Source organism: Ruminococcus sp. AF17-12, from assembly GCF_003479245.1.
GTDB lineage: Bacteria > Bacillota > Clostridia > Lachnospirales > Lachnospiraceae > Blautia_A > Blautia_A fusiformis.
In genome coordinates, this window is sequence record NZ_QUGY01000010.1 from 68,019 (window position 1) to 82,312 (window position 14,294).

The window sequence follows — 14,294 nt, forward strand, 5'->3', positions numbered from 1 at the left end:
CGGATATTCGGAGAGCACCTTATTGTTTGCGGATCTCCGAGGTGTTTTTATTTATTTTCTTAATATTTTATTTTTCCGTCTCAGCTGTTGGTGTTGCTGTGGCTTCTGTCTCTGTTTCACCGTTTACCATGGTTTCATATGCATTGAACATTTCTTTTACTGTCATTTTGTTTACAAGAAATACCTTGTCTCCAACGACAGCTGCATAATAGTTTGTGTCATATGTGTAGAAGGTAACGGTTGTCTGGTTCTTGTCAGAGTCTGTGAATACAGCGGTCATCTCCGGATCTGCAGCCGGTGTATAAGCGTCTGTCAGTCTCTTCTGTCCTGCCATGTTTATCAACTTGTTGTAGAAGGTAGTAAAGGTTGTACTTTCTATTTCCTTACCATTCAGCTGATAAGTTGTTGTTTCTTTCTCGTTTCCGTCATCATCTGTGGATGTTTCACGTGAAACATTTACAGTACTTGTTGTTTCACCGTAAGTAACCTGGAGCTGATCCAGATTTTTTACAGACACATAATTGACGATCAGTGACCAGAGATCTGACGGCGTCTTGTCAATAACTGCACTCAGTGTATCCGTTGACATTGTATAGATCTGTTTGTTATCTACCGTTACATATCTGCTGCCATCTCCTGCCTCATCGCCAACGTAAATGACAAGCTGTTTATCCACTGTGGTTGTCTTGCTGTCTGCATCTTCTGAGCTGCTATCCGTGTCAGCGCTGGCGCCGCTCTCAGAATCACTCTCAGAGGCCGTAGAATCGTTTTCTCCGGATTCTGTACTGTCTGTGCTGTTATTCTTCACCTTTTCCTGATAATCCACTGTAATCGTCGCATAGGGCTTATCAAGGCCATACTGGGAAAGATCCTCTGCATTGTAGTTTACAAACTGGTCAAATGCAAAGTTTCCAAGTCCGGAGGTTACATTTCCTGCTGCCGTTGTATCGGCAGACTCTTTATCGCTGTTTCCGTCACCGGAAACATCCCAGGTAGCTCCGTCGGAATTTTCTTCCAGGACATAGGAATCTTTATTCTCACTGACCTGGACCTTTTTCACTGTGGAAGAATCAATTGTCGGGAAATCTTCTCCCTGTGCATAATCGTAAAGGGAATTCATAAACGGAGACACTGTATCTGCTGCCACTACATATACCGTGCTGTCATCATCATCCTTGGAAATGTAATACTGATTCGTAGACGTATTCTCATCTCCGATGTTGAGCTTCGTTGTCCCATCAGCGGTATCAACGGTTACTGTGTTAGATGGAGAATCCAGTCCGTATTCCGTAAGATCCTCCACATCCTCCAGGACTCTGTCCGCTTCCACCTTTTTGATGGCGGAAGCTGCGGAATCCAGAGTTGTCTGATTTACAGGAAAAGCAGTCTCATCCTTTTTCACCCAGGAATCATCTTTTTTCTCAAAGGTCACTTCCTTCTTGTCTACGATAAATTCCAGGGATTTAATGTCATCCGTTTTCACGGAAAACACTTCTGTTTTGCTTTCCTCTTCGCTGCTCTCTGTCTTTTCTTCTTTGGATACGTAGGTGTTCAGTCCCACATAAACGCCGCCGAGAACTGCCAGAACAACAACTGCTGAAACAAGTTTGGTCGATTTTTTCATTATGCTTTTCTCCTCTTAAGCCAGATCAGGAATCCTGCAACAAGGAATACTCCCGGGATCAGACCAATGGTACAGATCTTCCAGAAGGCTGCATCATAATCGGTTACTGTCAGGCTTGTGGACTCAAGGCTCTTGGATGGAATAGAAACGGAATTACTGTCGTCTGTGCTGGTCATCCAGTTTAAGGACTCCAGAAGGAGCTTTTCATTTCCGCCGGATACCATCTGGTTTATCTGGCTCTCCATCAGATTTGCTGTGGAGTAGTAAACGATCTGTGTTTCCTTATCATCATCCAGTTTCTCAGTGATGGCAACACCAAGATCAAACGGTCCGTCTACATCTCCGTCTTCCTTTTCGATATTGCTGCTCTGCATATTTGTTTTGGAGTAAGCCTTGTCAGAGGTTGTCAGGATACTGTCGATGGTTACGGTATCTCTTACATCATCTGTTTTCTGAATGCCCTGCGCATATGGTGCCAGTACATAGGAGCCTGCAGAAGCTGTCTCAGAGCTTGCATCTGTGCTGTTGACTGTTGGTACAAGATAATATGGCATCTGCATTCCATAATGCTGATTATCACCCTCAAATACGATTCCCTCGGCACACTTTACACCATAGTTTTCAAGAACCGCATCAAAGTTCGGCAGATCATCCTGTGTATAATCCGAGAAGATCATAGCTTTTCCGCCTGCCTCCAGATAATCCAGGAGCTCTGTTTTTTCTTCCTCGGAAATATCGCTGGTCGGAGATACGATCATCAGGCAGTCTGCATCATCCGGAACCTTTCCCTCTGTGAGAAGGTTCAGCTCCTTGATATCAATGTTTGCTTTCTGGATATCTTCTTTAAAGCTGGAATCCAGATCTTTTTCTCCGTGTCCGGATAAGGTGTACATGATCGGAAGATCCTCGGATGTCACATAGCCGATCGCACTTGTGATCTGTCCTTCTCCATCAAATCCGGTAGTAGTCTGCTGCCAGGTATTATAGTCTACTGAAGAGGAATACATATCGTTGTAATTGATAACCTTGTTTCTGTCGCCGCAGACTACGATCAAGCTGTTTGACGCAAGATCATCGGTTGTATATTCCGATGCAAATTTCGGATTTACAACAGGGTCTTTCACCTCAACTTTAATATGCTTGGACTCATCTTTATAACGTGAAAGCAGATTGGAGATCGTGTCGTCCTCAGAACCGCTTGCCGCGATCTGATAAATGGTAACATCCTTATCCAGTGCCTTCAGTACCTTCTTTGTTTCATCACCGATGGTGTAAAGCTTGGATGAGCTTACATCCAGCTGTGAATATTTGGATGGGATCGCCCCGACGATCATATTGATCACAACCACGATCACGATAAAGACAGCTGCCATAGCCATGCTGTAGGAACCATTTTTGATATGTTTTTTGCTGATGGTGCCTACCAGCTTTTTCGGATCCGGTTTATGTTTCTTTTTGCCGGAGTCCTGTGCTGTCTCCGGTACGGCTGCCTCGCCTTTATTTTTCTTAAATTTCTCACTGAATTTCATTTCCATTCACCCCCTAGTTCCAGCGTCTCTTCTGAATGGACTGCATGGTAAGGAACAGGCAGATCGCAATAACAGAAATAAAATAAACGATTCCTGTCACGTCAAACACGCCGTTTGTAAAATTATCATAATGTCCACTCAGGTTAAATACGTTCAGTACCTTCTGGATACCGCCCTGGAAAATACTGGATTTTACAACGTATACGATCACAAGAGCAATCTCTCCCACAGCTCCGATCACTACAGAGATCAGGACATTTTTGATCATGGTATAAATGATGATAGCGATCGCCACGATCAGAAGTCCGAATGCCACTGCGGTTGACATGGAGGTCTGTGAAAAGAATGAGGAAATTCCGTTCATCATATAGAAGGCGAACAGGAATACAAAAGTAAGTACTGCTGCAATTACCTGGCTTTCTGTAAGTGCTGACATAAATACACCGATCGCCAGATTCGCGCATCCCAGAAGGAAAAATCCCAGGATCCCGGTGTATGCGGAAGCATAGGAAATCGTTCCGAACTTACTCATGATCAGAGGATAAACGCACATGATCACGACCGGAATGGCAAACACAGCTACCAGTGCAAGATATTTTCCAAATACGATATCCCATACAGATACCGGTGCGGTCAGAAGAAGCTGATCCGTTTTCTGCTTGCGCTCTTCTGCAAGTACACGCATGGAAAGGATCGGCACACCGATCAGGAACACAAAGGTCAGTGCGCTTAAGGTAGTTTCAAATTTTGAATAGCCGCCTGAAAGCTGATATGCGGAAAAATAAATTCCGGTCAGCACCAGGACGAAAAATATGAAGAGATATCCAACCATGGAGGTCAGATAGCTTTTCAGTTCTCTTTTAAAAATCGCTGTCATGACTGATCCCCCTCTTTCTCATCAGAAGCCTTCTCTGGTTCCCCGTTTTTTTCTTCCTGAGTTTTTTCTTCTTCCGATGATCTGTCTTCTACCGGTTTCCACTGTGAGCTTTCCGGTTTTCCGGCGGATTTTTTCTCTCCTTCGGTAAGCTCAAGGAATACATCCTCAAGGGAAACTCTCTTAACCTGCATCTCGTAGATTGGACAGTTCGCTTTTGCCATAGCGTAGAAGACTTTTTCACGGATATCCACATTTTCCTGAATGGAAAGTTTTGTTTTCCACAATTTCTCATCGCTGTCATAGGACATTTCCACCCCGGTTACGCCTTCGATCGTTTCCAGAGCTTTTCGAATCGTGTCTTTCTCGCCTTTTATCTTCATAAGGAGGCTGTTGGAGCCTGCTGCCAGACGTTCCAGATTATCCGGTGTATCGCTGGCTACCAGCTTTCCATGGGAAATGATCAGAACATAATCACACACTGCTCTTACCTCGGAAAGGATATGGGAGCTTAGGATAACCGTGTGCTTCTGCTTCAGGCCTTTGATCAGGTCACGGATCTCGATGATCTGCTTCGGATCAAGTCCTACTGTCGGCTCATCCAGGATGATCACCTCCGGATATCCCAGGATTGCCTGTGCAAGGCCCACCCTCTGGCGATAACCTTTGGAAAGGTTTTTGATCAGACGGTCTTTCATGTCTGTGATCTTTACCATATCCATGACTTCTTTTATCTGCTTGTCTTTTTGGTTTCTTGGGATTTTTTTCAGATCAGCCGCAAATTTCATGTACTCAAGAACAGTCATGTCAAAATAGAGCGGCGGCATTTCCGGCAGATAGCCGATACATTTCTTGGCTGCCTCCGGTTCCTCCAGAATATCATGACCATCGATCATCACTTTTCCTTCTGTGGAAGCAATGTATCCTGTGATCATGTTCATAGTTGTTGATTTTCCTGCACCGTTGGGGCCCAGGAATCCGTAAATTTTCCCCTTTTCGATCTGAAAGGAAAGATGGTCAACTGCAGTATGATCGCCATACTTTTTGACCAGATTACTTACTTCGATCACTTTACTCTCCTCCTTTTATTCTCAGGGAAATACTTTTTTTAATTATCGATTTCCCATTTTATAAGATGCCAGAGGCAAAAGGTCCTGAAACTGAAGCCCTTGACTCTGGCGTCTTTTCAACACCAATAGAAAATGCCCCTGGATGAAACAGAGAATGGGGGAATCCAGGGGCATCTCTATCGGATTATAGTGTAAAAGTAATTTGTGATAAAAGTAGGATAAATTTGTGATAATTTTGTGAAACTCCCGGACAAAAAAATCTCCTGTCGGACAGATTTTGCCTTTGTTCGACAGGAGGTATCTTATGCCAGTGGCTCTCTGAGCGGTGTTCCGGCTTTTCTCGGATATTTGCCTGGGGTGTTCTTTACCTTCTCGATAATGACCAGGGAGCGGCCGATCTCAGATCCCGGAAGGTCAAAGTACTGAATATCCCTGATCTTTCCACCAAGGATCTTTACTGCTTTCTCTGCTGCTTCTGCTTCTTCCTTTACAGAACCGGATTTATAGGAGACAAAAAGCCCTCCGACTTTTACATACGGGAGACAGTATTCAGACAGGGTTGCCAGTCCGGATACTGCTCTGGATACGCAGAGATCATATTTTTCTCTGTAGGCTTTGTTTTTTGCATATTCTTCAGCTCTTCCGTGAATGGCGGAAATCCCCTCCAGGCCCAGGAGCGCAAAGGTTTCTTCCAAGAATTTTACTCTTTTATTGAGGGAGTCCAGAAGGCAGGCTTCCACCTCCGGGAAGGCAATCTTCAGGGGAACACCCGGGAATCCGGCGCCGGTTCCGATGTCCATAACGGTTTTTATCTTACCCATATCTACAGCCTTGACGCAGCAGAGGCTGTCCAGGAAATGTTTCACGAGAACCTCGTCAAATTCTGTGATACCGGTGAGGTTCATGACTTTGTTTTTTTCTACAAGATATTCGTAGAACCGAATAAACTGGTTTTTCTGCGTGTCACTGAGTGTGATCCCAAGCTCCTCGCAGCCTTTTTCCAGGATTTCTAAATTGTACATGCAGCTTCCTCTCTTATTTTCTGTGTTTTATTGTTATTCTTTGTATTATCTGTGTTTATGTTCGGATCTGCTTTCCAGATATACAAGAAGCACGGAAATGTCAGCCGGGGATACACCGGAGATACGGGACGCCTGGCCGATGGACACCGGTCTGTAGGCTTCCAGCTTCTGGCGTGCCTCAATGCGGAGGCTTCCTACATCTTCGTAATCAATGTCTTCCGGAAGCTTTTTCTGCTCCAGTTTCTTAAATTGCTCTACCTGCTTCATCTGACGGCGGATGTAGCCATCATATTTGATGTTGATCTCTACCTGCTCACATACATCTTCCGGAAGCTCCGGTCTTTCTTTATCGATGGGTGCAAGCACCTTATAGTTAAGCTCCGGCCGACGGATCAGCTCTGCAATGGTGGTTCCGGATTTCAGAAGGGTACTGTTCAGAGATTCCAGAAGGCTCTGTACCTCTGCAGAACCACCTACGGTTGCATGTTCCACTCTCTCGATCTCTTCCTGGATCCGGCGCTCTTTTTCCTGTAATTTATGGTATGTCTCATCATCGATCAGGCCGACCTCCCAGCCTTTTTTACGAAGACGAAGATCTGCGTTGTCCTGGCGGAGGAGCAGACGGTACTCAGCACGGCTTGTCATCATTCGGTACGGCTCATGGTTCTCCTTTGTTACCAGATCATCGATGAGAACGCCAATATATGCCTCTGAGCGGTCCAAAATCAGCTGTTCCCGGCCTTTTACCTCCATAGCTGCATTAATTCCCGCTATGAGGCCCTGAGCGGCTGCTTCCTCATATCCGGAGCTTCCGTTAAACTGTCCGCCGCTGAAAAGGCCCTTGATCTTTTTGAATTCCAGTGTGGGATAGAGCTGGCGCGGATTAATGCAGTCATACTCAATAGCGTAAGCATTTTTTACAATCCTGGCGTTCTCCAGACCCGGTACGGAATGGTACATCTCGTACTGAACATCCTCCGGCAGGGAGCTGGACATTCCGCCGATGTACATTTCATTTGTGTAAAGACCTTCCGGTTCGATAAATACCTGATGGCGTTTTTTGTCTGCAAAACGAACTACTTTATCCTCAATGGACGGACAGTAACGTGGTCCGGTTCCTTCGATCATTCCGGAATAAAGGGGGGATCTGTCCAGATTTGCACGGATGATCTCGTGTGTTTTTTCGTTTGTATAGGTCAGCCAGCAGGATTTCTGCTCGATCTGTACAGCTTCCGGGTCTGTGGAAAAAGAGAACGGTACGACTCTTTCATCTCCGAACTGCTCTTCCATCTTAGAATAATCAATGGTGTTTCCGGCGATTCTGGCCGGAGTTCCTGTTTTGAAGCGGAACATTTCGATCCCCAGCTTTTTCAGGGAATCCGTAAGGTAATTGGCTGCCTGAAGGCCGTTCGGTCCTGTATAGTTGCTGACGTCGCCGTAAATGCAGCGGGCCTTGAGGTAGGTTCCTGTACAGAGGACTACAGCTTTTGCGTGGTAGGTGGCTCCTGAGAAGGTTTTTACACCGGTGATGTGCCCGTCTTCTACCAGAAGCTCGGTCACTTCACCCTGGCGGATGGTTAAGTTCTCTGTATTTTCCAGTGTCTTTCTCATTTCTGTACTGTAGGCCTGTTTATCGGCCTGTGCACGAAGGGAATGGACTGCAGGGCCTTTGGACTGGTTGAGCATTTTGGACTGGATGAAGGTTTTGTCTATGTTTTTACCCATTTCCCCACCGAGAGCATCCAGCTCACGGACGAGATGCCCTTTGGAGCTGCCGCCTACATTGGGGTTGCAGGGCATAAGGGCGATGCTGTCTACGCTGACTGTGAACATGACTGTGTTGAGCCCTAAGCGGGCGCATGCCAGTGATGCTTCGCAGCCTGCGTGGCCGGCGCCTACTACTATGATGTCGAAAAACTGTTCCAGATTTTTCATGCTTTTTCTCCTTTATTTTTTCTCTTATTCTTTTTCTTTATTTTTCTTTGTGATTTTCTTTTTCTTTGTTTATTGTGTGGTTGGTTTTTGGTTTTAGTTTTGGTTTCTTGGCAGAGGGCCTGTTTTTTTTGCTTTGGGAAACTGTGGAAAACCGCAAAGGGGCCGTAAAGCCACGGCCCCTCTGCACACCCCTCGGGCTTTTTTTTAGGAGTTCTTGGGTTGTGGTGTGTGATACGGTGTTGACTTTTGTCTGTATGCTTCGGTATTGGATGTGAAACGTTGTGCCTATTGTTGTGATGGAACTGTAACGAGGTTCTCGACGTGCGGTGCACGTCTGCGGGGTTATTCCTGCTTCCGTCTGCCATATTTCGGCTCAGTGTTGAATTGCCAGTACAGAAGCATACAGGTACAAGTTAGCATCTTTCAGCATTCCACAATCGCCGCACTATATAAAAAAGGCCCAGGGGTGTGCAGAGGGGCGCGGCCTTGTGCCCCTTTGCGGTTTTCTCACATTTCAATGTGATCTACCCTCTGCGGGGCCGCAGCCTATGTGCCATACAGCCGGAGGCCGCAGCCTATGCGGCATATACGGCCGAGGTTCCACAACCCATGCGGCATATACAGCCGGAGTTCCGCAATCTATGCGGTATATACGGCGGGGTCTCCGCAATCTATATTATGCAACAATATATCCTACAGAAATATACAAAGTTCCGTTTGATATATTTCGGCTTAGTGTCGAATTGCCGATACAGAAGCATACAGACACAAGTTAGTTTCTTTCAGCATTCCACAATCGCTGCACTATATAAAAAAGGCCCAGGGGTGTGCAGAGGGGCGCGGCCTTGTGCCCCTTTGCGGTTTTCTCACATTCCAATGTGATCTACCCTCTGCGGGCTTCCGCAGTCCATGTGGCATACAACAGGTAGCCGCAATCTATGCGGTTATACGACCGGAGTTCCGCAATCCATGCGGCATATACGGCCGGAGTTCCGCAATCTATGCGGCCATTCGGCCGGGGCCTCCGCAGCCCATGCGGTTATTATTTCCCCATACAAAATTTAGAAAATATCTCATTAACAAGGTCTTCCCCAAGTGATTCTCCCAGAATCCGTCCCAGACTTTCGTATGCATCTGTCAGGTCTATGGAATAAAAATCCTCCGGCATTCCGCTTTCTATGCTATTTTCTACCAGAGAAAGACTTTCCTGTGCTTTTAAAAGCTCCTGTCTGTGGCGTTCATTGGTGATGTAGACTTCATCATTGAAGTCAATCTCCCCACTGAAGAACATTTCCCGGATTTTTTCTTCCAGGTCTGTGATCCCGGTTTCTTCTTTTGCGGAGATTGGGATTACCGGCTGGTTTATTCTGCTCTTTAAATCCTCTATATCTATAGCAGATTCAAGGTCTGTCTTGCTGTAGAGGACAATTGTCTTTTTCTCTTGCAAAATTTTTATGATTTCTTCGTCGTTTTCATCTAACGGTACGGAGGAATCTACGACATAGAGGATCAGGTCTGCGTCTGCTGCCATTTCTTTGGCTTTGGATACGCCGATTTTCTCTACGATGTCTTCTGTCTGGCGGATTCCGGCTGTGTCAGCAATCTTTAATGTGATCCCATGCAGGTTGATATACTCTTCCAGTACGTCTCTGGTGGTTCCTGCGATATCGGTCACGATGGCTCTGTCCTCTCCCAGAAGCAGGTTCAGCAGAGAAGATTTCCCTGCGTTCGGCTTACCCAGGATCACGGTCCGGATACCTTCCTGTATGATCTTTCCGTCTCCGGCTGTTTTTAACAGGTTCTGTATTTTTTCTTTTTCTTCTGCTACGATCTGCTCTAATTCTTCCGAATATCCTGTCAGATCATAGTGCTCTGGGTCGTCTAATGCCGATTCAATGTACGCTATATGGTACAGTAGTTTTTCTCTGATCTGCTGTACAGTTTTTCGGACCGAGCCTTTTAATTGTCCTACAGAATTCTTTAATGAGTACTCATTTTTGGACTGTATCACATCCATAACGGCCTCTGCCTGGGAAAGATCGATCCTTCCATTGAGGAATGCACGCTTGGTAAATTCTCCCGGCTCGGCAATAATGGCTCCGTTTTTCAGCACAGTTTCCAGTACCTTTTTCATAGCTAAAACGCCACCGTGGCAGTCGATTTCTATGGTATCTTCTCCTGTGTATGTCCGTGGTCCGCGCATGGCCATGACCAGCACTTCGTCTACCATTTCTTCGTTATCATAAATATATCCATAATGGATGGTGTGGCTTGGGACGTTTTTCAGAGATTTTTTTCCACCCTTGGAACGGTATACTCCGGATGCGATCTCAAAAGCCTCCGGGCCACTGATCCTGACGATCCCGATTCCCGATGCGCTCATGGCTGTGGAAATCGCAGCAATCGTTGTCTCTTCCATTTTTCACTCTCCTTTGTCAAACGGATAAAAGCATTCGGATAAAAGCATCCGGTTAAACGCAAAAATGTTACTCCGGAAAAGCTTTTTACACGCAAAAAACACGTGTTATTCACGCTTTCACCTAGAATAACATCTTCTGTCAGTTTCCATATTTATAATGCTAGAGCGTGTTTGAAAAAGGCTTTCTGCAAGATGTGCGTCACAATTTGTGGGAGATTTTGTCCGGATGAAGGCGCCGTAGCGGGCTACGGCAACTGAATTCGGGCAAAATATACCGCAAAGTGGGGCGTGCAGATTGCGGGAATGATTTTTCAAATACGCTCTAATCTCTGCATTCCGGATGTCCGCTGCAGAAATATCTTTTTGTTATTTGCTCTTCAATGATTATAAAGAATTGTTGCGGAGATTGCAATGATAATTTTTAATTTTCAGTTCCATACAAAAAAGCCGTACCCACGGAGCTTACGCTCCGGGATACGGCTTATAGCTTTACCGGTGGATCATCAATTATTGCGTTTCAGTTTTACTACTACATGTCTGTAAGGTTCTTCTCCCTCACTGACTGTCTCTACATAGCGGTTGCCCTGCAGAGATGCATGGATGATCCTTCTTTCGTACGGATTCATCGGTTCCAGAACTACCGGTTTTCTGGTTTTCTTTACCTTGAAGGCAATTCCTCTTGCAAGGTTCTCCAGAGTTTCCTTACGACGGCGTCTGTAGTCCTCGGTATCGAGTTTTACACGAATGTAGGTAGACTCGCCTTTGTTTACCACAAGGCTTGTCAGATACTGAAGAGAATCCAGTGTCTGGCCTCTTTTTCCGATGAGGATACCCATATCCTCACCTTCAAAATCCACATCCAGAGAACCGTCTGCAGTGTTGTATTTCGATGTGATCTCCACTTCTCCAAGATCCATGGAACCGAATACGTCACGAAGAAATACGACTGCTCTCTCCTCAACCTCTCTGATCTTCTCCGGATCGCTGAGGATCTCTATCGGTCTGCCCTGCTTCGGTGCTCTCTCACGTGTTTCCTTCGGCTGACGCTCCTTTGGAGCTCTTGGCTGTTTCTCACGTGCAGGCTTTGCTTTGCCCTGGAAATCCCTTGCAGGTCTTTCCTTTGGTGCTGCTGCCTTTGCAGGTGCTTCTTCGGATGCCTTCTCCACCTGTACAGCTTCTTTCTTCACCGGCTTCTTCTCCTCTGCAGGAGCTGCTTTCGGTGCAGATTCTTTCTTTACATCCGGAGTAAAAGGCTTTTCTAATTTCTTCTCTTCTTTGATAGCGTCCAGTTTCACGGACTCTACCAGTTCATCGATCTCCTGCATATCAGAAACTGGCTCGATTCTGCGAACTTTGATCACGGCAGGTTTGCTGCCGATTCCGAAGAATCCGGAGCTGCCTTCACTGATAACCTGAATATCAAGCTGGTCACTGGAAGTTCCAAGCTCAAGACACGCTTTTGTGATAGCTTCATTCTTTGTTTTTGCTGAAAACTGAATGTAATCCTCCATTACGAACCCCTCCGTTCCTGATTATTTCTTCTTATTTCTCTCATCAAAGTCTCTTACGAGATTTGCTTTAGCTGTGATGCTGCCCGGTTTTGCACTTCTTGCCTTCTCATAGGCAGTATCAACCTTCTGTGCTCTGTCTGAAGCACCATTGTTTCCGCTGTTGCCCTTATTGATCACAGGTTTATTGATATTCTTGGCGGACTGATGAGCCTGATTGGTGATCTTCTGCGGCGGAAGTCCTTCCTTCGCACGCTTCGCTTCGATCTTCTTCATATTCTCATTAACCAGATCATCAATGTTCATCTTATCAAGATGACGATTGATCGCAAACTGCTGGGCACTTCGAACGACAGCACTGGCGATCCAGTAGATACCAAGACCAACCGGGAATGTAAAACAGAAGAATGCAGACATCAGAGGCATGACCATGTTCATGGTTTTCATGGAGTTTGCCATTGCGCTGGCCTGATCATTTCCGTCTGCCGGCTGTGTTGCAGCCTGTGGCATAAGCTTCAGGTTCAGCATCTGAGTTGCCCATGCAAGAACCGGGATCAGAAGTGCTACGATCGCAAGTAACAGAGAACCATGATTTTTGAAGAATTCCATGATATAGTACAGCGGCTGGTCTGCGATATTCAGGCCACAGAAGCCCTGCATCTTGGAAATATTGCCGGATGCTTTTGTGATCGCATCAGAAAATCCTGAAAACTGATTCATCTGTGCCAGCTCTTTCCACTGGGAAGGAGAAAGTGCATACAGAAAATCAACAATCGAGTTACTTGTAGCATTTCCGGCACTGTCCATAACGAGACGCACTCGTGTCATGGAATGGTCTGTGATAAACTGCTGCAGGATATCTGTGTATCCGTTTACAGCTAGCAGGTTGTCAACTACACCAGTAAAAATGTTCTTTACACTTCCAACGTAAGCAGGAATCCGGTAGATAACCTGATACAGAGCAAACAGAATAGGCATCTGAATGGCTAACTGTACACAGCTACCGGTTGGAGAAACACCATATTTCTGATAAACAGCCTGGGTTTCTTCGTTCATTTTCATCATGGAAGCCTGATCCTTTTTACCCTGATATTTCTTCTGGATCTTCTGGATCTCAGGCTGCATGATCGCGCTTAACTTGGAGAATTTCTGCTGCTTGATCTGCAGCGGTGTCATAAAGGCAAAGATAAGAATACTGAAGATAATGATACAAAGACCAATGTTCTGGATTCCGAACAGGCCGTCAAGCATCTTATATATGCCATCCATGATCCATCCCATCACAGACGCGATCTGTCCGATAATAGGAGTTCCGGTTTTTGTTGCTAAAAACAGTTCCAAATTCATTTCCTCCTAGACTTCTTATTCAATTGTAAAAGTCCGGTAACTATTCATTCGTCCACTAACTGCGGAAGTACTGAACAGTCACAAAATAATTCATGGCACAGGGTCATAGCCTCCGTGGGAAAAAGGATTGCATCGCAATATCCTCCATGCCGCAAGAAGACTGCCCTTAAATGCGCCATATTTTTCGATTGCTTCCAAACCATATTGAGAACATGTGGGAATATAAGGACATTTCGTTCTCTTCATCGGCGATATATATTTTTGATAGAGCCTTATCATCTTAATCAGAAATTTCTTTATCATGTTCATTCCCTGTTATATGATGCTTTCTTGCAAGATGCAGAAAAGCACTCTCGATCTCGTGAAAGCTCTTGCCCTTGGCTGCGGCTCTCGCTACTACTACAATATCAAGGTTACTGTCAAAATCTGTTTCGTTGAGACGATAGCTTTCTCTGATCAATCTGGTGAGTCTGTGGCGAACCACACTGTTCCCTACTTTTTTGCTTACTGATATTCCCAGACGATTCTTCATGTGCTGATTCTTCAGCACGTACATCACCAGAAGCCGATTTGCGTACGATGTTCCGTTCTGATATACAACTTTAAAATCTTGATTTTTCTTTAAGGACTCTGATCTGATCAAACGAATCCTCCTTAATTAGATTCCGCCTGCGCGGATATTTCTCCGGATAGAAGAAAAGACCACATAAATGCGGTCTTGCAGCTTATGCTGATAACTGTTTTCTTCCTTTTAATCTTCTTGCAGCTAATACTTTACGTCCGCCCTTTGTGCTCATGCGAGCTCTGAAGCCGTGAACTTTAGCTCTGGATCTCTTTTTTGGCTGAAATGTCATCTTCATAGGTAAAGCACCTCCTTTATCTATTTTTAATTGTTATGAAATAACTTATCATTCAGAACATCGTTTCAATTATATAAATAAACCTCCTTTTCGTCAAGTAAAAATT

Annotated in this window: 13 protein-coding genes and 2 pseudogenes; 1 reads left to right on the plus strand and 14 read right to left on the minus strand. The window is 45.3% G+C overall.

Annotated elements, in window-relative coordinates:
- Positions 1-67 precede the first annotated feature (67 nt).
- From DWW77_RS11915 to DWW77_RS18545, 9 genes and pseudogenes are all read right to left on the minus strand, one after another.
- Complete coding sequence (locus tag DWW77_RS11915) at positions 68-1,624, minus strand: DUF4340 domain-containing protein (protein ID WP_118368773.1); 1,557 nt, start codon at positions 1,622-1,624, stop codon at positions 68-70.
- Positions 1,624-3,153 (minus strand): GldG family protein, encoded by a 1,530-nt coding sequence (locus DWW77_RS11920; protein ID WP_044961237.1) that lies wholly within the window; start codon positions 3,151-3,153, stop codon positions 1,624-1,626. The genes DWW77_RS11915 and DWW77_RS11920 overlap by 1 nt, the downstream gene beginning before the upstream one ends.
- A 13-nt stretch (positions 3,154-3,166) precedes the next feature.
- Positions 3,167-4,030 carry an ABC transporter permease gene (locus tag DWW77_RS11925; protein WP_022426692.1) on the minus strand — a complete coding sequence of 288 codons (864 nt, stop codon included), beginning with the start codon at positions 4,028-4,030 and terminating at the stop codon, positions 3,167-3,169.
- A complete protein-coding gene (locus tag DWW77_RS11930) occupies positions 4,027-5,097 on the minus strand; it encodes an ABC transporter ATP-binding protein (protein ID WP_118368774.1) in 1,071 nt (356 codons plus the stop codon). The genes DWW77_RS11925 and DWW77_RS11930 overlap by 4 nt, the downstream gene beginning before the upstream one ends.
- 302 nt (positions 5,098-5,399) lie before the next feature.
- Positions 5,400-6,119, minus strand: a complete 720-nt coding sequence (gene rsmG, locus DWW77_RS11935; RefSeq protein WP_059086520.1) for a 16S rRNA (guanine(527)-N(7))-methyltransferase RsmG — start codon at positions 6,117-6,119, stop codon at positions 5,400-5,402.
- 45 nt (positions 6,120-6,164) lie between these two features.
- Entirely contained in the window at positions 6,165-8,054 is a 1,890-nt protein-coding gene (gene mnmG, locus DWW77_RS11940) for a tRNA uridine-5-carboxymethylaminomethyl(34) synthesis enzyme MnmG (protein WP_021651030.1), read from the minus strand.
- Entirely contained in the window at positions 8,051-8,419 is a 369-nt protein-coding gene (locus DWW77_RS11945; protein ID WP_118608762.1) for a hypothetical protein, read from the minus strand. Before DWW77_RS11945 ends, mnmG begins: the two co-directional genes overlap by 4 nt.
- Positions 8,420-9,096: 677 nt before the next feature.
- Positions 9,097-10,473 (minus strand): tRNA uridine-5-carboxymethylaminomethyl(34) synthesis GTPase MnmE, encoded by a 1,377-nt coding sequence (mnmE, locus tag DWW77_RS11950; protein WP_022427294.1) that lies wholly within the window; start codon positions 10,471-10,473, stop codon positions 9,097-9,099.
- A 117-nt stretch (positions 10,474-10,590) separates the two neighbouring features.
- A pseudogene (locus DWW77_RS18545) lies at positions 10,591-10,728 on the minus strand (DUF6783 domain-containing protein); the annotation flags it as partial.
- On the opposite strand from DWW77_RS18545, the pseudogene DWW77_RS18550 reads away from it, so the two are divergent.
- A pseudogene (locus DWW77_RS18550) lies at positions 10,666-10,857 on the plus strand (DUF6783 domain-containing protein). The pseudogenes DWW77_RS18545 and DWW77_RS18550 overlap by 63 nt on opposite strands.
- 119 nt (positions 10,858-10,976) lie before the next feature.
- Here the strand turns inward: DWW77_RS18550 and jag are convergent.
- The 5 genes from jag to rpmH all read right to left on the minus strand — a co-directional run bounded on the left by jag (position 10,977) and on the right by rpmH (position 14,188).
- Positions 10,977-11,984 (minus strand): RNA-binding cell elongation regulator Jag/EloR, encoded by a 1,008-nt coding sequence (gene jag, locus DWW77_RS11960; RefSeq protein WP_015526551.1) that lies wholly within the window; start codon positions 11,982-11,984, stop codon positions 10,977-10,979.
- A 21-nt stretch (positions 11,985-12,005) separates the two neighbouring features.
- A complete protein-coding gene (locus DWW77_RS11965) occupies positions 12,006-13,322 on the minus strand; it encodes a membrane protein insertase YidC (protein WP_227588498.1) in 1,317 nt (438 codons plus the stop codon).
- A gap of 96 nt (positions 13,323-13,418) precedes the next feature.
- Positions 13,419-13,628: a membrane protein insertion efficiency factor YidD gene (gene yidD, locus DWW77_RS11970; protein ID WP_353611248.1), complete on the minus strand. Its 210-nt coding sequence runs from the start codon at positions 13,626-13,628 to the stop codon at positions 13,419-13,421.
- Positions 13,609-13,971 (minus strand): ribonuclease P protein component, encoded by a 363-nt coding sequence (rnpA, locus tag DWW77_RS11975; protein ID WP_021650160.1) that lies wholly within the window; start codon positions 13,969-13,971, stop codon positions 13,609-13,611. Before rnpA ends, yidD begins: the two co-directional genes overlap by 20 nt.
- 82 nt (positions 13,972-14,053) lie before the next feature.
- The gene (gene rpmH / locus DWW77_RS11980) at positions 14,054-14,188 is read right to left on the minus strand and encodes a 50S ribosomal protein L34 (protein WP_005423866.1); all 135 of its coding nucleotides are present in this window, start codon (positions 14,186-14,188) and stop codon (positions 14,054-14,056) included.
- Between the last annotated feature and the right edge of the window lie 106 nt (positions 14,189-14,294).

Coding starts and splice junctions, on each gene's coding strand:
- DWW77_RS11915 (WP_118368773.1), bottom strand. CDS start 1,624: ATGAAAAAATCGACCAAACTTGTTTCAGCAGTTGTTGTTCTGGCAGTT.
- DWW77_RS11920 (WP_044961237.1), bottom strand. CDS start 3,153: ATGAAATTCAGTGAGAAATTTAAGAAAAATAAAGGCGAGGCAGCCGTA.
- DWW77_RS11925 (WP_022426692.1), bottom strand. CDS start 4,030: ATGACAGCGATTTTTAAAAGAGAACTGAAAAGCTATCTGACCTCCATG.
- rsmG (WP_059086520.1), bottom strand. CDS start 6,119: ATGTACAATTTAGAAATCCTGGAAAAAGGCTGCGAGGAGCTTGGGATC.
- mnmG (WP_021651030.1), bottom strand. CDS start 8,054: ATGAAAAATCTGGAACAGTTTTTCGACATCATAGTAGTAGGCGCCGGC.
- DWW77_RS11945 (WP_118608762.1), bottom strand. CDS start 8,419: ATGGCAGACGGAAGCAGGAATAACCCCGCAGACGTGCACCGCACGTCG.
- mnmE (WP_022427294.1), bottom strand. CDS start 10,473: ATGGAAGAGACAACGATTGCTGCGATTTCCACAGCCATGAGCGCATCG.
- jag (WP_015526551.1), bottom strand. CDS start 11,984: ATGGAGGATTACATTCAGTTTTCAGCAAAAACAAAGAATGAAGCTATC.
- rpmH (WP_005423866.1), bottom strand. CDS start 14,188: ATGAAGATGACATTTCAGCCAAAAAAGAGATCCAGAGCTAAAGTTCAC.